Source organism: Microvirga lenta (assembly GCF_020532555.1).
In the GTDB taxonomy this organism is placed as follows: domain Bacteria; phylum Pseudomonadota; class Alphaproteobacteria; order Rhizobiales; family Beijerinckiaceae; genus Microvirga; species Microvirga lenta.
Genome location: NZ_JAJBBR010000004.1, coordinates 187105 through 209609, shown reverse-complemented (window position 1 = coordinate 209609; position 22505 = coordinate 187105). Strand labels below are relative to the sequence as shown.

At 68.4% G+C, this 22505-nt stretch carries 16 protein-coding genes; 7 read left to right on the top strand and 9 right to left on the bottom strand.

The window, feature by feature from the left end:
* Nucleotides 1–2: 2 nt before the first annotated feature.
* Nucleotides 3–548: a TRAP transporter small permease gene (locus LGR44_RS06735; protein ID WP_226738626.1), complete on the bottom strand. Its 546-nt coding sequence runs from the start codon at nt 546–548 to the stop codon at nt 3–5.
* A 220-nt stretch (nt 549–768) separates the two neighbouring features.
* On the opposite strand from LGR44_RS06735, the gene LGR44_RS06730 reads away from it, so the two are divergent.
* The gene (locus LGR44_RS06730) at nt 769–1983 is read left to right on the top strand and encodes a putative DNA modification/repair radical SAM protein (protein WP_226738624.1); all 1215 of its coding nucleotides are present in this window, start codon (nt 769–771) and stop codon (nt 1981–1983) included.
* On the top strand, nt 1980–3422 hold the full coding sequence (locus tag LGR44_RS06725) for a UdgX family uracil-DNA binding protein (protein WP_226738622.1): 1443 nt from the start codon (nt 1980–1982) through the stop codon (nt 3420–3422). The genes LGR44_RS06730 and LGR44_RS06725 overlap by 4 nt, the downstream gene beginning before the upstream one ends.
* Before the next feature lie 4 nt (nt 3423–3426).
* Here the strand turns inward: LGR44_RS06725 and LGR44_RS06720 are convergent, their stop codons facing one another.
* The gene (locus LGR44_RS06720; protein ID WP_226738620.1) at nt 3427–4740 is read right to left on the bottom strand and encodes a cation:proton antiporter; all 1314 of its coding nucleotides are present in this window, start codon (nt 4738–4740) and stop codon (nt 3427–3429) included.
* A 138-nt stretch (nt 4741–4878) separates the two neighbouring features.
* Between LGR44_RS06720 and LGR44_RS06715 the strand changes: the two genes are divergently transcribed.
* Nucleotides 4879–7026, top strand: coding sequence for a transglycosylase domain-containing protein (locus tag LGR44_RS06715; RefSeq protein ID WP_226738618.1), 2148 nt, complete (start codon nt 4879–4881; stop codon nt 7024–7026).
* A 3-nt stretch (nt 7027–7029) separates the two neighbouring features.
* Here LGR44_RS06715 and LGR44_RS06710 read toward each other — a convergent pair whose 3' ends face one another.
* The 4 genes from LGR44_RS06710 to LGR44_RS06695 form a co-directional block, all read right to left on the bottom strand.
* Nucleotides 7030–8223, bottom strand: coding sequence for a multidrug effflux MFS transporter (locus LGR44_RS06710; protein ID WP_226738616.1), 1194 nt, complete (start codon nt 8221–8223; stop codon nt 7030–7032).
* 73 nt (nt 8224–8296) lie between these two features.
* The gene (locus tag LGR44_RS06705) at nt 8297–9982 is read right to left on the bottom strand and encodes a methyl-accepting chemotaxis protein (protein ID WP_226738613.1); all 1686 of its coding nucleotides are present in this window, start codon (nt 9980–9982) and stop codon (nt 8297–8299) included.
* Nucleotides 9983–10153: 171 nt separating this feature from the next.
* Complete coding sequence (locus LGR44_RS06700) at nt 10154–10897, bottom strand: M48 family metallopeptidase (protein ID WP_226738593.1); 744 nt, start codon at nt 10895–10897, stop codon at nt 10154–10156.
* Nucleotides 10898–10973: 76 nt separating this feature from the next.
* Entirely contained in the window at nt 10974–12248 is a 1275-nt protein-coding gene (locus LGR44_RS06695; RefSeq protein WP_226738591.1) for a polyhydroxyalkanoate depolymerase, read from the bottom strand.
* Nucleotides 12249–12486: 238 nt separating this feature from the next.
* Here LGR44_RS06695 and LGR44_RS06690 point away from each other — a divergent pair, with 238 nt between their 5' ends.
* On the top strand, nt 12487–13881 hold the full coding sequence (locus tag LGR44_RS06690) for an ActS/PrrB/RegB family redox-sensitive histidine kinase (protein ID WP_226738589.1): 1395 nt from the start codon (nt 12487–12489) through the stop codon (nt 13879–13881).
* Between the two features lie 46 nt (nt 13882–13927).
* Nucleotides 13928–14485 (top strand): ActR/PrrA/RegA family redox response regulator transcription factor, encoded by a 558-nt coding sequence (locus tag LGR44_RS06685; RefSeq protein ID WP_226738587.1) that lies wholly within the window; start codon nt 13928–13930, stop codon nt 14483–14485.
* An 11-nt stretch (nt 14486–14496) separates the two neighbouring features.
* Here LGR44_RS06685 and LGR44_RS06680 read toward each other — a convergent pair whose 3' ends face one another.
* Nucleotides 14497–14982, bottom strand: coding sequence for an MmcB family DNA repair protein (locus LGR44_RS06680; RefSeq protein WP_226738585.1), 486 nt, complete (start codon nt 14980–14982; stop codon nt 14497–14499).
* A 212-nt stretch (nt 14983–15194) separates the two neighbouring features.
* Here LGR44_RS06680 and LGR44_RS06675 point away from each other — a divergent pair, with 212 nt between their 5' ends.
* Nucleotides 15195–15827, top strand: coding sequence for a DUF4142 domain-containing protein (locus LGR44_RS06675; protein ID WP_226738583.1), 633 nt, complete (start codon nt 15195–15197; stop codon nt 15825–15827).
* 54 nt (nt 15828–15881) lie between these two features.
* On the opposite strand, the gene LGR44_RS06670 is transcribed toward LGR44_RS06675, so the two are convergent.
* The gene (locus LGR44_RS06670; protein WP_226738581.1) at nt 15882–18563 is read right to left on the bottom strand and encodes a peroxidase family protein; all 2682 of its coding nucleotides are present in this window, start codon (nt 18561–18563) and stop codon (nt 15882–15884) included.
* 647 nt (nt 18564–19210) lie between these two features.
* Nucleotides 19211–19765 carry a tetratricopeptide repeat protein gene (locus tag LGR44_RS06665; protein ID WP_226738579.1) on the bottom strand — a complete coding sequence of 185 codons (555 nt, stop codon included), beginning with the start codon at nt 19763–19765 and terminating at the stop codon, nt 19211–19213.
* A gap of 151 nt (nt 19766–19916) precedes the next feature.
* Between LGR44_RS06665 and LGR44_RS06660 the strand changes: the two genes are divergently transcribed.
* The gene (locus LGR44_RS06660) at nt 19917–22451 is read left to right on the top strand and encodes an ABC transporter ATP-binding protein (RefSeq protein WP_226738577.1); all 2535 of its coding nucleotides are present in this window, start codon (nt 19917–19919) and stop codon (nt 22449–22451) included.
* Nucleotides 22452–22505: the final 54 nt, after the last annotated feature.

Here is a 22505-nt window from a genome sequence, read left to right as displayed (position 1 = left end):
GGTCAGAGCCCGCTCTCGGCCGCCCGGTCCACCACCTCCTCGGGGGTGGCGGGCGGCGGGCGCTCGTAACGGGGCGCATGTCCCGTCGCCACGCGGGCGAGTTCGTCCAGGAAGGCAATGCCCAGGATCACGAGCCCCAGCGAATAGCCGAGCTGGGGAATCCAGAGCGGGACCGCGACCACCCCTTGCGACATGTCGTTGAAGCGGAAGCTGTCATAGGTCATCCACACCGCGTACCAAGCGAAATACGCGATGACGGCGAAGCCCAGCAGCAGGCACAGCCCCTCGACCGCGCGGCGCAGGGAGGCCGGCAGGCGCTCGATCACGAGGCCGACCCGGATCAGGTCGCCGGTCTTGAAGGTGTGCGCCAGCCCCAGGAACGCCATCGCGGCCATGGACCAGGCCGCGAAATCGTCCCCGGCCGGAATGTTGATCCCGACCTCGCGGCCGAGCGACAGCCCCATCATCAGAAGGAAGATCACGATCAGGAAGACGCCCGCGAGATAGCCGGCGAAGAGATAGAGGCCGTCGAGGACAGGGCGGATCATGCAGGCTTTTCTTTCGCGCACCCTTTATGGGCGAAAGGAGATTACCGCCCAGGCGGACCGGGGCAAGGGTGTCCAATGGTCGAAGTGCGTGAGCTCCCGGCTTTCCTGCCCGCCCGGGCATGGGTCCGAAATCCCGTGCGACCTCCCGCCCCGCCCGGGAAACTCGCGCCGAATCACCGTTCGTGCTAGAACAAAAAGCGAACATTCCTGCGAAGGATCCATGGACGAGAAGCTTGCCAAGAAGCTGCGCATCCTGGCGGACGCGGCCAAATACGACGCCTCCTGCGCCTCCTCGGGCGCGCCGAAGCGCAAGGCGGATGCCGACGGCCTGGGCTCGACCACGGGCGCGGGCATCTGCCATGCCTACACGCCGGACGGGCGCTGCGTCTCCCTGCTCAAGATCCTGCTGACGAATTACTGCCTGTTCGACTGCGCCTATTGCGTGAACCGGCGCTCCTCCAACGTGAAGCGGGCCAGGTTCTCGGTCGACGAGGTGGTGACGCTCACCGTCGAGTTCTACAAGCGCAACTACATCGAGGGCCTTTTCCTCTCCTCGGGCATCATCCGCTCGCCCGACCACACCATGGAGCAGATGCTGCTCGTGGCGAAGAAGCTGCGCCGCGACCACGGCTTTCGCGGCTACATCCACCTGAAGACGATCCCTGAGGCGAGCCCCTGGCTGATCGAGGAGGCGGGATTGTGGGCCGACCGGCTCTCGATCAATCTCGAACTGCCGACGGAAAAGAGCCTGGAGCGGCTGGCGCCGGAAAAGGACGGCGCCTCCATCGAGAACGCCATGGCCCAGATGCACGAGCGCATCGAGGAGGCGCGCGAGGAGCGCCGGACGTTCTCGCCCGCCGGGCAGTCGACGCAGATGATCGTCGGCGCCGACGACGCCACCGATGCGGACGTGCTGCGCACATCGGCCAAGCTCTACGGCCATTACGACCTGACGCGGGTCTATTATTCCGCCTTCAGCCCGATCCCGGATTCGAGCGCCGTGCTTCCCCTCAAGCCCCCGCCGCTCATGCGCGAGAACCGGCTCTACCAGGCCGACTGGCTGCTGCGCCATTACGGCTTCGACGTGGACGAGATCGCATCGGGCGGCGAGAAGGGAATGCTCGATCTCGAGGTCGATCCGAAGCTCGCCTGGGCGCTCAAGAACCGCCACCTCTTCCCCGTGGACGTGAACGCCGCCGAGCGCGAGATGCTGCTGCGCGTGCCGGGACTCGGCACCCGCGCCGTCGACAAGATCGTTGTGGCGAGGAAGCACACGCGGCTTCGCCTGGAGGACGTGGCCCGCCTCACCTCGGGACTGAAGCGGGCGCGGCCCTTCCTCATCGCCGCCGACCATCACCCGCAAGGGCGCCTCGACCGCCTCGACCTGCGCGAGCGGCTGATCGAGAAGCCCGAACAGCTGAGCCTGTTCACATGACCCTTCACCGCATCACCCTCCGCGACGGCGCGGATCTCGACGGCTTCCGCCGGGCCGTACGCCGGCTGGTCCACGAGGAGCTGGCCCCCCAGCACGTGGTCTGGACCGTCGATGAGGCGCCCGACCTGTTCGGCGGCGAGACCCACGGCGATGCGCCGCCGGTGTCCCTGCCCCGCAGCCTGACCGAGACGATCGGCCGGGTGGTCTGCCACCGCGACCCGGAGCGCTACGCCCTGCTCTACCAGCTCGTCTGGCGCGTGCTGAACGGGGAGCGCGAGCTCATGGACATCGCCACCGATCCCCTCGTCCACCGGCTCGAGCTGATGGCGCGCGCCGTGCGGCGCGACCTGCACAAGATGCACGCCTTCCTGCGCTTCCGGCGCGTCGGCGGCGCTCTCCCGGAACGCTTCGCCGCCTGGTTCGAGCCGGAGCATTTCATCCTGGAGGCGGCCGCCCCGTTCTTCGTCGACCGGTTCCGCTCCCTCCACTGGACGATCCTCACGCCCGTCGGCTCCGCGCAGTGGGACCGCGCGGCCCTGACCTACGGCCCCCCGGCCCGGCGCGAGGATGCGCCGGCGGAGGACGCGTTCGAGGAGGGCTGGCGCGGCTATTACGAGAGCGTGTTCAACCCGGCCCGCGTGAATCCGGTGGCCATGCGCTCCGAGATGCCGAAGAAGTACTGGCGCAACATGCCGGAGACCGCCGCCATTCCGGGCCTGATCCAAACCGCCTCCCAGCGCGTTGAACGGATGATCGAACAGGAGGCGACCATGCCGGCGAAACGCACCCCGGAGCGCGCCATCGAGGCCATGTGGGATCAGGAACCGAAGACGCTCGAAGAACTCAACGCCATCATCGCCGCGGCCGGCCCCCTGGTGCCGGGCGCCACGCAGGCGGTGTTCGGCGAGGGACCGGCCCATGCCGACGTGATGTTCGTGGGCGAGCAGCCGGGCGATCAGGAGGATCTGCAGGGACGGCCCTTCGTGGGGCCCGCCGGCAAGCTGCTGACCAAGGCCATGGGCGAGGTCGGGATCGACCGCAGCCAGGCCTATCTCACCAATGCGGTGAAGCACTTCAAATTCGAGCAGCGCGGCCACCGCCGCATCCATTCCAAGCCCACCGCCGGCGAGGTGAAGCATTACCGCCCCTGGCTCATGAAGGAGCTGGAGCTGGTGCGCCCCAAGCTCGTGGTGGCCCTGGGCGCGACCGCCGTCCTGGCCCTCGCCGGGAAGGCGATCCCGATCACCCGCTCGCGCGGGCGGGCAAAATTCGGCGACTGGCAGGGATACGTGACGGTGCATCCGTCCTATCTGCTGCGCCTGCCCGACGAGGAGACCAAGCGGGCGGCCTACGAGGCGTTCCTGGCCGATCTGCGCCGCATCCGCGACCTGGCGCATGCGGACCCGGATACGGGCGAGCTGCCGCTCGCGGCGGAGTGAGGGATCACGCGCTCTCGCGGGTCGGAGCGGGCGCCTCGGCGGTCCCGTCACCGGGCGGGCACCATGCCTCGGCGGGCTCACCCCTGGCCTGACGCTCCCTGTCGAGGCGGCGCATCACCGGCGTCACCGTGGTCCCGTGCAGGAGGATCGAGATCAGGACGATCAGACCCGCCGTAGCCCAGATGAGGTCGGGCTGCTCGAACTCGGCATGGTTGAGCCCGTAGGCCAGGTAATAGGCCGAGCCGAGACCCCGGATGCCGAAGAAGCTGATGACCGCCTTCTCGTCGGAGCGCTGGTTGCGACCGAGCAGGCTGATCCAGCCGATGATCGGGCGCACCAGGAAGATGGCGGCGAGCGCGAAGACCACCGCCTCCAGGGTCAGCGCGTCCAGCAGCCCCCCATCGGCGATGGCCCCGCCGAAGATGACGAGGAGCACCATCATGAGCAGGCGCTCCAGCTGCTCGACGAAATCGTGCAGTTTCTCGTGATATTCGTGGCTCCGCTCCACGGAGCGCAGGCCGAGCGCCGCCACGAACACGGCGAGGAAGCCGTAGCCGTGCGCCATTTCGGTGATGCCGTAGGCCAGGCAGGTGATGCCCAGCGCCACGAAGCCGTCGCCCGTGCGGGAGAGTCTGGCCCGGTTCGGCAGCTGGAAGGTCAGCCAGCCGAGAATGCGGCCCACGATCCAGCCGACCGCGACGCCTGCGGCAAGCTTCCAGACCACGTCCACCGACAGCCAGTCCACGAGCCAGGGCTCGCCGGTCTGACCGGCCAGCGCCAGGGCGACGGCGAGGTTGACGAAGGGAAAGGCCAGCCCGTCGTTGAGGCCCGCCTCCGAGGTCAGGGTGAAGCGCACCTCGTCCTCCAGGCCCTCGCCCGGGGGGCCGACCTGGACGTCGCTGGCGAGCACCGGATCGGTGGGAGCCAGGGAGGCCGCGAGCAGGATCGCCGTCGCGGCCCCGAGGCCGAGCAGGAGATAGGCCAGGGCCGCCAGGACCGCGATGGTGAGCGGCATGGCGATCCCGAGGAGCCGCCAGGTCAGGGCGCAGGTGGCCCAGGCCAGCGCCCGGTCGAGCTTCAGCCCCGCGCCCATGAGGGCGATGATCACCACGAACTCCGTGAGGCGCTCCGTGAGCTCGGGATGGTCCCTGGGATGGGGGGCCACGCCGGGAACGCCCGGCATCGAGAAGATGACCGCGCCGAGGGCGACGCAGAAGATTGGCAGGGAAAGGGGAAGCTCCTTCAGCAGCATGGGCAGCCAGGCCGTGAGGAGCACGACCGCGCCGAATCCTGCGAGAACGACGATATAGGGGTCCATAAGACTGCGAACGCCGGGTGGATTCCGGCGGTTCCCGCTGCCCAAAGGCTTAACCACCCCTTAAACCCGCCACAATTAGAGTGCTCCAGAACATGTTAAGGCCGGAACATGCCGGTCGCACGAACATGGGGTTTGGATTTGGCGAACGGACGTGACCGGCGGGAGCCGGTTTTCGATACGCCCGCCGCCAGCGCGGGGGAGCTGGATTTTCGCCTCTCGCCTGAGGACCGGGCAGGGGGCACCATGGCACGACAGCGCACGTCTCGCGGCGGCGGATCGGGTAAGACCGGCCGGGGCGGCCCGCGCTCGAAGCCGCCCAAGCGCAAGCGCGGCGGCCGCTCCCTTCTCGGCCGGCTGTTCTATGCCGGCGTGGTCCTGAGCCTCTGGGGCGTGATCGCGGTGGGCGGCGTCGTCGCCTATTACGCCGCGCAGCTTCCGCCCATCGACCAGCTCACCGTGCCGAAGCGTCCGCCCAACATCGCCATCATGGCGAGCGACGGGTCGCTCCTGGCGAATCGCGGCGAGACGGGCGGGCGCACGGTCTCGCTCAAGGAGCTTCCGCCCTATCTGCCCAAGGCCTTCGTGGCCATCGAGGACCGGCGCTTCTACGACCATTTCGGCATCGACCCGATGGGCATCGCCCGCGCGCTCTACCGCAACATCAACCGCGGCGGCGTCTCCCAGGGCGGCTCGACCCTGACCCAGCAGCTCGCCAAGAACCTGTTCCTGACCCAGGAGCGCACCGCCTCGCGCAAGATCCAGGAGGCGATCCTGGCCCTCTGGCTCGAGCGCAACTACACCAAGGACCAGATCCTCGAACTCTACCTGAACCGGGTCTATTTCGGCGCCGGCGCCTACGGGGTCGAGGCCGCCGCCCAGCGCTATTACGGCAAGTCGGCGCGCAACGTGTCGCTTGCGGAAGCCGCCGTGCTGGCGGGCCTCGTCCAGGCCCCGTCGCGGCTGGCGCCCAACCGCAATCCGGAAGCCGCGCAGGCGCGGGCCGAGCGCGTGATCGCCGCCATGAACGAGCTCGGCTTCATCACGCCCGGCATGACCAAGACCGCCCTCGGCGCGCCCGCGGAGCCCGTGCGCCCGAACGGCGCCGGATCGGTCAACTACGCCGCCGACTACGTGATGGACGTGCTCGACGATTTCGTCGGCACCATCGAGTCCGACATCGTGGTCTCGACCACCATCGACCCCTCCCTCCAGGCCGCGGCCGAGCGGGTTCTCGTGGACGAGCTCAACGCCAAGGGCCAGAAACTCAACGTCAGCCAGGGCGCCATCGTGGCCCTGCAGCCGGACGGGGCCCTGAGGGCCCTCGTGGGCGGCCGGAACTACGAATCGAGCCAGTTCAACCGGGCGACGGCGGCCCGCCGCCAGCCGGGCTCGTCCTTCAAGCCCTTCGTCTATCTGACAGCCATCGAGCGGGGCTACACACCGGACGTGGTGCTCGAGGACGCCCCGGTCAATTTCAGGGGCTGGGCGCCCCAGAACTACGACCGCAAGTATCGCGGGCCCATCGCCATGCGCGACGCGCTGGCGCTGTCGCTCAACACCACGGCGGTCAAGCTCAACATGGAGGTCGGTCCGAAGGCGGTGGCGCAGACGGCGCAGCGGCTCGGCATCTCCTCGCCCCTGCAGGCCAACGGCTCGCTGGCGCTCGGCACCTCCGAGGTGACGCCGCTGGAGCTCGTCTCGGCCTATGCGGCCTTCGCCAACGGCGGCACGGGCGTGATCCCCTACGTTATCACCCAGGTGAAGACCGCCGACGGCAAGCTGATCTACAAGCGCCCGGCGGGCGGCGGCCTCGGCCGCGTCATCGACCCGGCCGCGGTCGCCATGATGAACGACATGATGCACAACACCTTCGTGGTCGGCACGGCGCGGAAGGCGCAGATCCCCGGCTGGACCCTCGCCGGCAAGACCGGCACCACCGACGACTACAAGGACGCCTGGTTCGTGGGCTTCAGCGGCAACCTGGTGGCGGGCGTCTGGCTCGGCAACGACGACGGCGCGCTCACCAAGCGCGTGACCGGCGGCGGCCTGCCGACGGAGGTCTGGCACGAGTTCATGCAGATCGCCCTCAAGGACAAGCAGCCCGTGCCCCTGCCGGGTCAGGAATACTTCCGGACGCCGATGCCGTCGGACGTGCCGGTGGCGGATGCGCGGACCGATCCGCGCTACGCCAACGCCCAGTCCGGCGACAACAGCTGGATCCAGCCGGCGCCGCCGCCCCAGCGCCGGGGCGAGAAGAACTTCCTGGAGCGCCTGTTCGGCCTTTGAGGTCTAGACCTTCGAGGCCCGCGCCCTCGCCGTGGAGAGAAACACGGCCAGCGCCAGCACGCCCGTGGTGGCGATGGCGGCCGGGAGCGGCAGCGCCGAGGCCCCGAGATTCTGGCCCAGCACGACCCCGAGGATCGCCGCGAAGGTCATCTGGCAGATGCCCAGCAGCGACGAGGCGGCCCCGGCGCGGGTGGGAAACGGCATCAGGGCCGAGGCCATGGATTGCGGCATGGTGAGGCCGACACCGAGCGCATAGACCGCCATCGGCATGGTGATCGCCAGGGACGAGGCGACGCCGGACGCCACCAGGACGAGCATGGCGACGCCGCCCGCGGCTAGGCTCGACACCCCGAACCGGATCGTGCCGTCGAGGCCGTAGAGCCCCACGAGGCGCTGGGCGAGAGAGGTCCCGGCGATGAAGCCGACCACCATGAAGGCGAAGGAGAAGGCGAAGGCCAGTTCGTCGAGGCCGTAGATGCCCTGGAGCACGAAGGACGAGCCCGAGATGAACGCGAAGAGCCCGCCATAGGTCAGCATGGAGAGCATCACATAGACCCGGTAGGCCGGGTGCTTCAGAAGAACCCCGAAGCCGCGCAGGATCGAGCCGAACGAGATCGGCGCGTCCGACTTCGTCCGGATGCTCTCGGGCAGGCGCAGGACCACGGTGGCGGCGAGGGCCGCGCCGCACAGGATCATGACCGCGAAGGTCATGCGCCAGCCCGAAAATTGCGCGATCAATCCACCGAAGACCGGCGCGATGGCGGGCACCACGCCCATGATCGTGCCCATGCGCGACAGTTCCCGACCGGCGCGGGGCCCCTCGTAGAAGTCGCGCACGATGGCGCGGCCGAGCACGATGGGCCCGGAGGCTCCCAGCGCCTGGAGGAAGCGGGCTCCGACCAGCATCTCGATGGAGGACGCGAGGGCGCAGACGAGGCTCGCCAGGGTGAACAGCCCGAGGCCGAACAGCAGGACGGGCTTGCGCCCGATCCGGTCCGAAATCGGCCCGTAGAAGAACTGGCCCGCCGCGAAGCCGAACAGGAAGGCCGAGAGGGTGAGCTGCGCCTGCCCGGTGGTCGCCCCGAAGCTCGCCGCGATGGCGGGCAGCGAGGGCAGGTACATGTCCGTCGAGAGCGGCCCGAGCGCCGTGAGGAGCGCCAGGACGATTGTGAGGGCCAGCGTATCGGGCTTGAGCATGGGACCGTTTCAGCGATGACAGGCAGGCCGGACTAAGCCGAAAAGGCCCGCCTGTCATCTGTTATGCGTCCCTTTAGGCGGCGCGCACGTTGGCCAGGAAGCCGCTGACCTGGTCGCGCAGCTGCTTGGCCTGGGACACGAGGGCCGAGGAGGATGTCAGCACCTGACGGGCCGCGTGCTCGGTTTCCTCGGCGACCTCGGCGACCCCGTTGATGTTGGCCGTGACCTCGCCCGTTCCGGCGGAGGCCTGGCTCACCGAGGCGACGATCTCCCGGGTGGCGGCTCCCTGCTGGTCCACGGCGGTCGCGATGGTGCCGGACACGTCGCTCATGGCCTGGATGCGCTGGGTGATGCCGCCGATCGCCTCCACGGCGCGGGAGGTCGAGGCCTGGATCGCCGCGATCTGGCTCGAGATGTCGGCCGTGGCCTTGGCGGTCTGGTCGGCGAGGCTCTTCACCTCGGTCGCCACGACGGCGAAGCCGCGCCCGGCCTCCCCGGCCCGCGCGGCCTCGATGGTGGCGTTCAGGGCCAGGAGATTGGTCTGGCCGGCAATGGCCGAGATCATGTCGATGACGGCGCCGACCCGGTCGGCGGCCGAGCTCAGCTGCGACACGATCTCGGTGGTCATGGTCGCGGCCTCGACGGCCTCGCGGGACATGACGGCGGATTGCTCGACCTGCCGGCTGATCTCTTCGACCGACGAGCCCAGCTCCTCCGTCGCGCCGGACATGGCCAGGACGTTGGCGGAGGTCTGTTCCGCGGCCGCCGCGACGGCGGTGGAGCGCGACGAGGTCTGCTGGGCGGAGGCCGTCAGCCGCTCGGCGGTGGACTGCATCCGGTCGGCCGCGTCCGAGACCGAGTCGACGATCTCGCCGATGGCGCTGTCGAAGCTCGCGGCCAGCTCGGCCATCATCTGCCTGCGCTGGGCCTCGGAGGCCTCGCGGGCCTGGAGGGCTTCCTGCTCCAGCGCCCGGTTGCGGGCCATGCGGTCCTTGAAGACCTGGACGGCCTCGATCATGCGGCCGATGTCCCGGCTGCGGTTGCCGGAGGGCAGTTCGACCGAGACGTCGCCGTCCGCCAGGCGGCGCATGATCGCCGTGAGGTTGCGCAGGGGGGCGACGATGCTGAACCGGGTCATGAGGAGGCTGATCAGCACGCCCAGGACGATTCCCGCCAGGGCCACGCCGATCTGAAGCCTGATCGCATCGTTCGCCCCGGCCTCGGCGGCGAGGCGCATGTCGGCCAGCTTCTTGGCCGTGTAGGTGCTGTAGGCCTTCACCGTGTCGGTGACGGTGCGCTGCGCGGCCAGGCCCTTGTCGACTTCGGCCACCATCACGGCCCGGTCGGCGCCCCGCTCCGTGGCCGCCACGCGGATCATGGAGCGGATCACCTCGAAATAGGCGTTGAGGGCCGTCCGCATCTGGGCCAGCAGGTTCCTTTCCTGCGCATCGGCCACCGCTTCGAGCTTTCCGAACCGGCCGAGCATCTCCTTCGTGCGGCGGTCGGCCTCGGCGGTGAAGTCGGCGGCCTTCAGGGGATCCTGCGCCACCTGATAGGTCATGCGGCTGATCGCGATGATGTCGACGCGCAGGTCCATCGCCTCCCGCGCCGCCTCCTCGCGCAGTCCGACGATCTCCATCGCCTCCTTGAGCCTGGACGTCTCGCGCCAGCCCACCACCGCGATCATGGCGGCCACGAGCCCCATGAGCGAGACGACCGCGATCACCTTCTGCGGGATCGAAAAGTTCTTCAGTGTCATGTGGAATCTGCCCCTTGCAGCCCGGCCGGCGCCCTCTTTCCGGATCGGGGCGCAGCCAGGAGTCTTTCCCTAAGGGCATATCCGCGGGCGGCAGTTAAAAAATACCCAATGTTTCCAATGGAAAATGCTTTGTTCCGCAGGGGCCGCGGGAGCGGCGGGACGGACCCGCCCTCACCCGAAGCGGTGCAGGGCGCTGCCGTAGGTCTTGAGCCAGCGTTCGGCCTCTTCCGTGCGCGGGCAGAGCTGGTGCGTGAGCTTCCAGAACCGGTGCGAGTGGTTGAGCTCGCGCAGATGCGCCACCTCGTGGGCGGCGAGGTAATCGAGCACGAAGGGCGGGGCCATGATCAGGCGCCAGGAGAAGCTGAGCGCCCCCGTGGCCGAACAGGAGCCCCAGCGGCTCTTGGTGTCGCGCACGGTGATCCGCTTGGCGGCGACGCCCAGCGCCGCCGTATGGCGCTTCACGGCGGCCGCGAAGTCGCGCTTGGCCTCGGCCTCCAGGAAGTCCTGCACCCGGCGGGTCACGTGGGCGATGTCGCCGGTGACGGCGATGATCGGCTCGCCCTCGGCATCCCGGGCGGCCTGCGTTGTTCCCCTAATGTTCGACCAATGAACGACCCGGTGGGGCACGCCGCGCAAGGGCACGAGGGAACCCGGCTGGAACAGCACGCGCTTGGGCACCTTGGCCAGGCGCGTGGCGATCCAGCTGCCGTGGCTGTCGGCGAATTTCTGGGCCAGCCCCACATCGGTCCGCTCGGGGATCGTCAGCACCACTTCCCCGGTCGCGTTGGAGACGCGCAGGGTGATCCGCTTGGCGGTCGGACGGCGTTTCAGAGCCACCTGGAAGGCCTGGCCTTCGTGGGAAACCTTGAGATAGGGAGGGTCCGCAGGGACGCGGCGGAACAGGGCGAATCTCATGTCCGCAATCTGCCCCGCCGGGTCGTTCTTGTCAGCGCAGCCGTTTGCCGCTGCCGAGAACCTATCCGGAACAGGCTTAGGCTCTTGACGCCCTCCGCCGGGCTGGTTCTCGCTCGGCGACCTGTTCGTGATTCTGAATGAATTCAACGATTCGAGGAGCGATTTCAGCCCGGAAACGAGAACCGTTGAAGACGCCATAATGCCCGACACTCTTCTGCAGGTGGTAGAGCTTCTTGTCGGGGGACAGATTAGGCGTCAGCTCCAGGGCTGCCAAGGTCTGGCCGACGCCGGAGATGTCGTCCCGCTCGCCCTCGATGGCCATGATGGCGCAGCGCCGGATCGCCATGAGGTCCACCGGCTCGCCCCGATGCATCATCTCGCCCTTGGGCAGCTCGTGCCGAACGAAGACCTTGTCGACGGTCTGAAGGTAGAACTCGGCGGTCAGGTCCATGACGGCCAGATACTCGTCGTAGAAGTCCCGGTGCTTCTCGGCCGAATCCCCGTCGCCCTCGACCAGGTGGTTGAACATCTCCCAATGGGCGGTGAGGTGCCGGTCGAGGTTCATGGCCATGAAGCCGGACAGCTGCAGGAAGCCGGGATAGACGTCGCGCCAGAAACCCGGATTGCCCGGCGGCACCTTGGTGATGCAGTGGCGCCGGAACCACTCGATCCCGCGCTCCTCCGCCAGCTGGTTCACGGCGGTGGGCGAGCGGCGGGTGTCGATGGGCCCGCCCATGAGGATCATGGACCGGGGGGTGGCGGGGTCGTTCTCGGCCTCCATGCGGGCGATGGCGGCGATCACGGGGACCGCCGGCTGGCACACGGCCATCACGTGGAGGTCCGGCCCGAAGGCCCGGAACATGCCCTTCAGGTAGTCGATGTAGTCGTCCAGGTCGAAGCTGCCCTCGATCATCGGGACCATCCGGGCGTCGGCCCAGTCGGTGATCATGACCTGGTGGGTGGGCAGGAAGGTCTCGACCGTGCCGCGCAGGAGGGTGGCGTAGTGCCCGGACATGGGCGCCACGATGAGCAGCTTGGGCTGGGTCTCGGCGACGGCGGAATCGCGCTCGAAGGCGATCACGTCGCAGAAGGGGCGCTCCCAGACGATGCGCTCCCGGACCGCCACTTCCTCGCCGTCGACGACGGTGGTGGCGAGGCCGAATTCGGGCTTGCCGTAACGGCGGGTCGTGCGCTCGAACAATTCGCAGGTCGCGGTCACTGTGCGCCCGTAGGGCGTATCGGCCAGCGGATTGCCGGGAATCTCGAACAAGGACTTCGTGGCACTGGAGGCAACGCGGGCCGGCCCGAGCAACCAATGGGCCGTCTCATACCAATAATATGAAAAGTTCATACAAATCCCCAAAACGGTCGGGTGCTCGATTTTCCCCCGCAACGGCGAGTGTGAGCTTATCCTCCAACCAGAGCGTTAAGATGAAAGTTCCTGCACCCGATTGCAATGCTGCCAGGACGTCAAAGCCGGCTCCTCATCCTTTAGGCCTAGATGAAACAGGGTTTCCGGCGCGAAAAGGAGTAAATCCTTCCGCCGGCCTCGCTTGGCGAACGCCGCGAAGACCCTATCCTGTCTGCTGATGGTTGATATCAAGCCGACGAATCTCACCCGGGATGCCCGGCAACTGCGCCTCGATACCCTGGTCCGGCTGCGATGGCTGGCGATCGCGGGCCAGGCGGCGGCGGTGACCGCCGTCCGGTTCGGGCTCGGCTTTCCGCTGCCCTTCGGCCTCTGCTTCCTGGTCATCGCGGCCTCGGTCTGGGTCAACCTGCTCCTGCGGATCCAGTATCCGGCGAGCCACCGGCTCAGCGACAACGCCGCCACGTTCCTGCTCGCCTTCGACATTCTCCAGCTCGCCGCGCTGCTCTACCTGACCGGAGGGCTCGAGAACCCGTTCGCGATGCTCTTCCTCGCGCCCGTGCTGATCTCGGCCACCGCGCTCAAGCCTGAGCGGACCCTGGGGCTCGGGCTGCTGGCGGTCGGCTCCGCCACCGTGCTGGTGCTGGCGCACCGCCCCCTGCCCTGGTACCCGGGCCAGAGCTTCACGCTGCCGTTCCTCTACGTGTCCGGGATCTGGACCGCGATCCTGCTCGGCACGGCCTTCACGGGAATCTATGCCTGGCGCGTGGCGGAGGAGGCCCGCCAGCTCGCGCAGGCGCTGGCCGCCACCGAGCTGGTGCTCGCCCGCGAGCAGCACCTGTCCCAGCTCGACGGTCTGGCCGCGGCGGCGGCGCACGAGCTCGGAACCCCGCTCGCCACCATCGCCCTGGTGGCCAAGGAGCTCAACCACGCCCTGCCGAAGGACGGGCCCGTGGCGGACGACCTGAAGCTCCTGCGCGAGCAGGTCGAGCGCTGCCGGACCATCCTGACCAAGCTCACCTCCATGGGCCAGGACCAGGGCGGCTTCCTGGAGACGGTGTCCCTGAGCCATCTGGTGGAGGAGATCGTCGCGCCGCAGCGGGCGCTGGGCCTCGACATCGACGTGATCGCCAAGGGCGACGGGCCCGAGCCCATGGGCCACAAGAATCCCGGCGTGATCTACGGCCTGTCCAACATCCTCGACAACGCGGCGGACTTCGCCGAGAGCCGGGTGACCGTGGAGGCCTGCTGGTCCGCTCACGAGGTTTTCATCGAGATCCGCGATGACGGCCCCGGTTACGCGCCCGATATCCTGCTCAGGGTCGGAGAGCCCTACGTGACGACGCGCAGCGCCGTGAAACGCTTGGAAACGGAGGAGGAGGACGGCGGATCGGGACTGGGCCTGGGGCTCTTCATCGCCAAGACCCTGATCGAGCGGTCGGGAGCCCAGCTGACCCTCACCAACGCCGCTCCGCCCGCCACCGGGGCCATCGCTCGGATCGTTTGGCCCCGTCATGCGTTTGACCGAGGTGCGGCAATAATGCCGCAGGGAGATCCCCCGGGAACTCTCAAAGATGAAGGGCAGAATTCCCATATGAAGAGCAGGGTCGAATAGGCCCGGCTTCATAGGAGTTCTTCCCAGAATGCAAGGAGATGTTCTGATGGCCGATGCGCCTATGGCGTTTGAAGATCGGGCCGACAAGAGCCTCTTGATCGTGGACGACGACCGTCCTTTTTCGACACGTCTCGCCCGCGCCATGGAAACGCGTGGCTATCAGGTCCGGGTCGCCGAGAGCGTGGCCGATGGACTGGCGGCGATCGAGAGCGAAGCGCCGGCCTTTGCCGTGATCGACATGCGGCTCGGGGACGGCAACGGACTCGATGTCATCGAGCGCCTGAAAAACCGCCGCCCGGACGCCCGCGGCGTCATTCTCACGGGCTACGGCAATATCGCGACCGCCGTCACGGCGGTGAAGATGGGGGCCTTCGACTACCTGGCCAAGCCCGCCGACGCGGACGAGATCCACGCGGCGCTCATGGCGCAGCCCAACGAGCGGGCGCTGCCGCCGGAAAACCCCATGTCGGCGGACCGGGTGCGGTGGGAGCACATCCAGCGGGTCTACGAATTGTGCGGCCGCAACGTCTCCGAGACGGCGCGCCGGCTCAACATGCACCGCCGGACCCTGCAGCGGATCCTGGCCAAGCGCGCCCCGCGGTAAGCCCCGCGGCCCTACAGGCGCCCGTCCGGATCGGCCAGGGCGTGCAGCAGGGAGGCCGCCGCGTGGGCGAAGCGCAGGGTCACCGCCTTGCGGCGGGCGCCCGCGAGCGGATGGTGGGGCGCCTCGCGCATGATCGCCGCCCCGAAGCTGTCGGCCAGGATGAGCCCGCGATCCTCCGGCAGGATGTCGAACGGCACCGTCTCGGGCACGGCGAAATAGAACCGGTCGCAGAAATCCTCGTAATCCGGCCATTTCCTGTCGGCCCGGAAATCGGCGACGCTCGACTTGATCTCCACGATGGTGAGCGTGCCGTTCGGCGCGAGCGCGATGACGTCCGCCCGCCGGCCGTTGGCCAGGGTGAATTCGGGAATGGTCGAGTGCCCCAGCTGCGCGAAGAGGCGGCGCACGCCGCGCTGGACGCCGGCGGCGACCGGCGACTGGCGCCCGTCTGACGGAAGGACGATCGGGGATTTCAGGGCGGCGGACGAATCGGGCATGGGTCCAGACTACCCGCCGCCCGACGCACTGCAACGGCTCCGTTGTCGCGCTTGTTCCGGTCCGTCCTTCACGGCTTCGGGAAGACGATCCTTCACGCCCAAGCTGAAACAAAGGCATTGCTGGGGCGTTCGGTCCCAGCGGCTTCCAGGCGCCTGTCGCTCTCGCGCGACGGAGGCGCGGAGGCCGCTCTTTCAGGGACAAGGAGACCCCCATGGATCGCCGTATTCTTCTGGCCAGCATCGCCATGCTCGCCGCAGCCCCCGCGCTTGCCCAGTCGGGCGGCAATCAGACCACCATGCAGCCGGGCGCCGCGTCCGGCTCCGCCGCTGGCGCACGCATGAGCCAGGCCAATGGCCAGATGAGCCAGGCCGGGATGCAGCACATGCAGCAGACCATGCAGCTCGGCATGACGGCCCTGGAGACGAGCCGCATCGCGCAGCAGAAGGCGCAGAATGCCGAGCTCAAGCAGTTCGCGCAGTTCGAGGTGCAGGAGCAGACGACGCTGTCCGAGGTTCTCCGCTCCATGATGGAGCCGGCGGCCACCGCCGCCACCGGAGCCTCCTCGGGACAGGCGAGCGGCAATGCCGGCTCGGGCGCCATGCAGATGGATGCCCAGAGCCGCGGGATGATACAGAAGCTGCAGGACATCGAGACCGGCGCGGAATTCGACCGCCAGTACCTGCAGGGCCAGATCCAGGTCCACCAGAACCTCCTGCAGGCCCAGGAGCAGTACCTGCAGTCCAACCCGCAGAACCGCGAGCACATGAACATCGCCAAGATGGCCCGCACGCAGATCCGCGAACACATCGCCCTGCTGCAGGACATGCAGCAGAAGATGCGCTGATCCCGACACGAGACGTGCCGCCCTTGCGGGCGGCACGCTCACCGGGGCACGGGCTCAGAGCAGGATGAAGTCCGCCTCGGTGATCTCGCCCACCTTCACCTTCTCCAGGACGATGACGTCGCTTCCGATGGTGATGACGGTATCGCGGCCCGCAGCCGCGATGACCACATCGTCGAAATCCTCCGCCTTGAGGAAGGCCGACAGGTCGAGCTTGTCCTGACCTCCCCACGAATTGGCGTCGAAGTTGCGGATCGTGTCGCGCCCGAACCCCGGCTTGAACACGAAGGTGTCGTTGCCGCTGCCGCCGTCCATGGTGTCGTTGCCGGCGCCGCCTTCCAGCACGTCGTCCCCTGCATCCCCCTTGAGGTTGTCCGCCCCCCCGAGGCCCTTCAGGACGTCGTTGCCGCCCTTGCCCTCGAGGCTGTCGTTCCTGGCGCCGCCGGTGATGTGGTTGTCCTGGTTGTTGCCTTTGCCGGAGAACGTGCCGCTGCCGGTGTAGATCAGGTTCTCCACGTGGGAGTCGAGCTCGTAGGACGTGGACGCCTCGACCGTGTCGTTTCCTCCGCCGGCCGATTCGGCGATCTCGTCGGAGCGATGATCCACCTTGTAGGTGTCGTTGCCCTTGTCGCCCCACATCTTGTCCTTGCCGGCGCCGCCGTCGAGGATGTCGTCGCCGTCGCCGCCATAGAGCTTGTCCTCGCCCTCCTCGCCCCGGAGATGGTCCTTTCCGGCGCCTCCGCGCACGGCATCGTTGCCGGTGCCGCCCCAGATCTCGTCGTCTCCGCCGGCCCCGTCCACGCTGTCGTTGCCCGCGAGGCTCTTGATGATCTCGTTCGCGCCGGTCCCCATGTACTGGTCGGCCTTGTCGGACAGCTCGATGACGCCCGTGGGCGGGGGCGGATCCTGGGGATCGGGCGGAGGATCCTGCGGGCCGGGATTCCCGTTGCTGCCCTTCGTCGTTCCGTTCGACGACGCCATGAAGACGTTCGAGGACAGGCCGGTGATGCCGGTGTTGCGCATGATGATGTCGGCGAAGGTCTGCGCGTTGTCCGGCGACTGGAACAGGCTGTCGTCGAAGATCTCCAGATAGTAGAGCCGGTCGCCGTCCTGCAGGCGGTCGAGCTGCTCGAGGAAGAGGTAGCCGAAGGTGGAGCCGAGCTGGCCCTTCGTGGCCTTCTCGGCCAGGCCGCCCACCCACAGGTCCATGTGCTCGAACCCTTCCGGATAGGCCAGCTTGAGCTGGGCGATGAAGGCGTCCGAGAGGTTGTTGCGGCTCTGGAAATCCGCCCAGCCGCTATAGGGCCGGAGGCTCCCGTTGCCGGTCTTCGCGTAGAGCTCCGCGCGCACCGCGTTGAAGGGTGCGATGCCCGTGTCGCGGCCGCGGAAGATGTTGAGCGCCGCGAGATCGAGGGGCTGGCCCACGAGCTGGTTGCGCAGGGCGTTGACGATGTCGACGTCGATGGCCTGGTGCTTCACGCCGGTGGCGCCGAGAAGCAGCTCCTCGATGCCCGCATCCTTGAGCTTGCCCGGGCTGAGGAAGGCCTGCACGAGCGACATCTCGCGCATCACCCCGTCGGCGCCCTTGTAGCTCACGGTCTCGTTGAGCATGGAATGGCCGAACCGGTAGGCCACATGGGCGAACTCGGCCGAGATCGAGGCGTCGACGGTCGGATCGTAGCCGTCGAAGCCGTGCTCCTCCTCGCCCGGGTCGATGCCGCCCGCCATGGCGTCGGCGAATTCGGTGAAGACCACGCGCTGATACTCGGCGACGTTCACGATGCGGGCCGCCTGGAAATACTCCTCCTCGGTCCAGGTTCCGCCGGTGCGCTGCTTGAGCTGGTCGACCCAGAAATTGTGGTTGCGGGCCCAGATCGTGTGGATCGAGGTCAGCATCACGTTCTCGTTCAGGCGCCCGTCGCCGGCCACGAAGAAATGGCCCATCTTGTCGAGGTCGTAGCCCTTCGTCGGGTCGTTGCCGACGAAGGACGGGATGAAGTCGAGCAGCAGCGCGTGGCCCGTGCCGTCGTAGTTGCCGATATCCTCCGAGGTCAGCTCCTGTCCGCCGGTCATGATCCGGTAGTTTTCGCGGATGTGGTTGAGGGTCGGCAGCAGGGCGCGCCCGGAGCCGTCGAGATCGCCGGTGAGGAGATAGGCGGTCTGGACCTTGCCGTTCGGACCCGTCTCCCACTTGCGCAGCAGGTCGGTCACCGCCTCGTGCGAGCCGTAGGCCTGGTTCTGGTCCACATAGGGCGAGGCCATGTTGAGATGCTGCGCGGCGATCTCGTCGCCGTTGTTGGGGATCCCGTCCGGATCGATGCCGGTCCCGGGAATGATGTTGGCGCGCGACGCCGTGATGGGGAATCCGTCGGAGCCGATCGGCACCCGTCCGGACGCTCCCTTGGGCACGAAGTCGAGCCCGTGGTCGAAGTACTGGCCGAAGAAGGTCAGGAGGGCGCTGCCCCCGAAGGCGTTGGGCAGGTTTTCCTCGATCCCGTCGCCGTTGTTGTCCTGGTTCGACACGATGTCCGAGATCTGGCGCGGCGTGTTCACGGTCGTGCGCATGCCTGCGGCGCCGTCGGTGTAATAGGGATCGGTGAGCCGGATGAAGGGCTGCGCCGCCGTGCCCCAGGTGGGATTCCCGGTATTGTTGCCGTATCCGCTGGCATCGCGGATCTGGCCGGTGCGGACGAGGTTCAGGATGTCCGCGAGATCTTCGCTGTCGAGCTGCAGGGGCATGGTCGTTCTTCCTTCTCCGCCTGGTTGAAAGACAAAACCGCGAGGGAAAAGAATGAAGACGGTGGGATTATCGAGCTATGGGACCAAGGTCCCGGCGCCCGGAGAGCCCAAGGTCCCATAACACCAACTGTTCGGTTAATGCTGCCGTATTAACACCCTGTATCCTTAAGGTTGATGTCTGACCGATTATTTGGCTCGACTTGCGGCTATTCTCCCGAGGCGGACATTTCTCTTGCGCCCGCGTGTTCTTCAGGTCTTTCGTCTCTCTTTCGACGGAACTCGACCTGTCCCCGGCACTCCTGGGCCGCCGGTGCCGGGATTCGGGCCGAAATGCGGCATTCCAGCAGGCCGTCGGGCCTCCGGCCCATCGGCCCGGCCGCCCGGGGCCGCAGGGGAAGAGCTCAGCCTTTCCGGTGCGGGCCGGTGCGGCGATTTCAGGCAGGTGGGTCGTTCGGGAGCGTTACTCACCTTTCCCGCGCCGGGAGCGGGATCCATCCGAACGGGGCAGCGACGGCGGGACGCCGCCGGGGAGCGCAGCTTCGGCCCCCGCCTCGCGATGTCCATATTTTCCACGGCCGAGCTTTCCGGGGGAGGCCTCGAGCCGCAGCGCATCATGCGGATGCGACACCGGCCGTCCGGACGAAGCCCTAGTGCAGCATCAGAAGATGCGGGTCGAGATCGTCGAGCATCTCGCGCAGGTCCGGCAGGTGCGGATTGATCGAGAGGGCGATCTGGAAGGCCGCGCGGGCTTCATTGAGATGGCCGTTGCGCAGGCAGATCTGGCCGAAGCCCGACACGGCGCCGAAATGGCGCGGCTCCAGCTCGAGGGTGCGCTGGATGTCCTGCAGGCTGTCCCTGTCGCGGGTTTCGATATAGGCCAGGGTCGCGCGCTTGTTCCAGGCTTCCGCCCAGTCGGGGTGCTTGATCACCAGGTGGTCGAGCAGGGGGCGCGCCTGCTTGAGCGCGCCCGAGGCCATGGCCTCGACCGCGGCCCCCATGGTTTCCTCCGCCACCCGGTCCTCGTGGGACATCCACAGGGCCCAGATCTGGTCCTCGATCTCCTCGACCGGGCGCGCGGGCTCCGGCCGCGCAAGCTCCTTCAGGAGGGACACGAGGCGCCGGGGCGCCCCCGCCGCCGGCGCGCGGGACGGAAGGTCAAGGATCAGCTGAAACACCGGATCGATGGGAAGGGAAGATGTCATGGCGGCTCTTGATCATCCTCCATGGCGAAGCGGCCCGGGGAGAGAAATAGGAGCCTCGGGCGCGGCGGCGAGGGGGTCCGAGACTTTGCACTGGCCGTTGCGGCAAGGCTTGGATAACGTCAGGCCTCTCGACTGACCTTTGGGAGCTCTCATGGAGCGCGATCCGCTGCGCCTGGCCTGGAAGACGAAGCCCGCCCGACACCTCCTCGGATTCCTCCTCCTGACGCTGGCAGGCTTTCTTCTTCTCGTCGGCCTGGATCTGGTCCGGATCGTGGTGGACCGGGCGGTGGGCGGAGGCGGCCTGCCGGATGGGCCGGGCACCTTCCTGCGCATCGTGATCACCCCGCCGGACGCCCTGCGGGCCGACCCGCTCGTGCTGTTTCCCGGCTTCGGCCTCGGCCCCGAGGCCTTCGCGCTCGCCGCGGTGGGCGGCCTGATCCTCGTGCCGGTCCTCATCGCGCTCCTCCTGACGCTCCTCGACTGGCTCGCCGTCGGCATCGGCGCCGGCGTGCTCGCGCGGGTGCGGGCGAAGGTTCTGGACGCGGTTCTCGATGCCCCCGCATCGAGCCAGGACGAGATCGCCACGGTGACCTCCCTGGCCGGCCGGGCGCTCGCGCGGGAAAGCGGCGTGCTCGGCGCCGCCCTCCTCGCGCCGATGCAGCTCGGCGGCATGATCGGGCTGGCCTTCGCCTATGTCCTCGTGACGGACTGGCAGCTCGGTGCGACCCTCGCCCTGGCCCTGGCCGTCGGGGGCGTCCTGAACGCCCGGCGGCTCGTCCTGCGCCTCGATGCGGTCCGGGCGCGGCACCGGGAGGGCGAGGCCATCGATTCCGCCTTCGCGGATCTCGGCCACCGGATCCCGGCCCTGCGGGCGCACGGCACCGCGCCCTTCGAGCGCGACCGGGTCGGCAGGGCGCTGACGCACGGCCACCACCCGGTCGAAACCCGGGAATTCCGCATGGCGCCGGCGGATTCCCTCGCCGCCGCGACGCTCATGATCGCGCCCCTCGCGGTGCTGGCCGTCGGCGTGTGGTTCGCGCCGGGCCGGCCCATCACCGCGGGCGCCGTCGCCGCATGCATCCTGGCCGCGTCCCTGGCCGCCTTCGGCGTGCGCGAGCTCGTCCAGTGGCAGCACATCGTGAACCGGGCGCAGGAGCTTCTGGCCGACATCGCCGAGAGCCTGATCGGCCTCCAGCCGCGCGAGACGCACCGGCAGGGCGCCGCGCTGCCGGAGAGCGGCGCCCTCGTCGCCCAGGGCGTCTCGGCCTACGACCATGCCAGCGGCGCCCGGATCTCGGGCGTCAACCTCACCCTCGCCTTCCCGTCCCACGTGGCCCTCGTGGGCGACGGGGATGCGGGCCCGCGCGTCTTCGCGGCCCTCGTGGGCGGCCTGCTCGAGCCCTCCACCGGGCGGCTGACCTATGGCGGAACGGATCTCGCGGCGGCGTCTCCGGTCGAGCGGGCCCGGCGCATCGCCCTGGCCGGAGAGACGGTGCTGATCCCGGGCACCCTGCGCGACAACCTGCTCTACGGCTGCGCGGCGGCGCCCGACGAGACCGACGGGCGCCTGTGGGACGCCATCGCGGTGGCGGGCCTCGACCGGCTGATCCATGCCCGCGGCCTGTCGGGCACCCTCAATCCGCGACGGGAGCCGAAGGTGGCCGCGGCCATCGTGGATTCCCGCCGCGCCGTGCAGGCGGCCCTCGTGGAGGAGAACCTCGACCGCTTCGTCGATCCGTTCAACGCGGAGCGCTACAACCGCTATGCGACGATCGGCGAGAACCTGCTCTTCGGCAAGGCGATCGGCGACACGTTCCGGGAGGACAGGCTGGGGAGCCACCCCTTCGTGCGCGCGGTGCTGGAGGCCGGGGACCTCACCAAGCCCCTGGCCCGGATGGGCCTGTCCATCGCCACCAGCATGATCGAGATCTTCGCCGAGATCCCCGACGGCCATCCGCTCTTCGAGCGCTTCGGCTTCTTCTCGGCCGCGGACCGGGCCTATTTCGAGGATCTGGTCGAGCGCCGCAACGAGAAGCGGCGCGGCGCCCAGACCGCCCGCGACCAGGAGCGCCTGATCGGGCTCGCCCTGCGCTACAACGAGAGCCGGCACCGCCTGGGGCTTCTCGACGAGGCGATGGAGGCGCGCATCCTCGCGGCCCGGGCCGACTTCACCCGCATGCTGCCGCTGAGCCTCAAGCCCTCGATCGAGTTCTACGACGAGAACCTCTTCTGCGCCGCGGCCAGCGTGCAGGACAACGTGCTGTTCGGGCGCATCGCGTCGGACCAGGCCGGGGCGGCCGAAGCGGTCCAGAAGGCGATCCGCCGGGTGCTGACCGAACGCGGGCTCGACGCCGAGGTGTCGCGCATCGGCCTGGGCACGCCGGTGGACATCCAGGGCAGCGACCTGACCTTGAGCGAGATCGCCGCCATCGACGTGGTGCGCTGCCTCGTCCGGCGGCCGAACATCCTCATCGTCCAGCGCGCCCTGGAGGGCCTGCCCGGCCCCGCCGCGGACAGGCTCGTGGCCAACCTGCGCCGGGCGATGATCGGGCGCGGGCTCGTCCTCATCACCCCCGAGATCACCGCCGCCATGGATCAACCGCCCTTCGACGCGGTTATCCGTTTCGAACGGGGCGAGCCCGTGCTCGATCAGCGCAGGCGGGAACCGGAGGCCTTGTCCGCATGAACGATTTGACCTTGACCCTTTGCCCAAGTCGCGGTCAGCTACCCTGACGTGCGC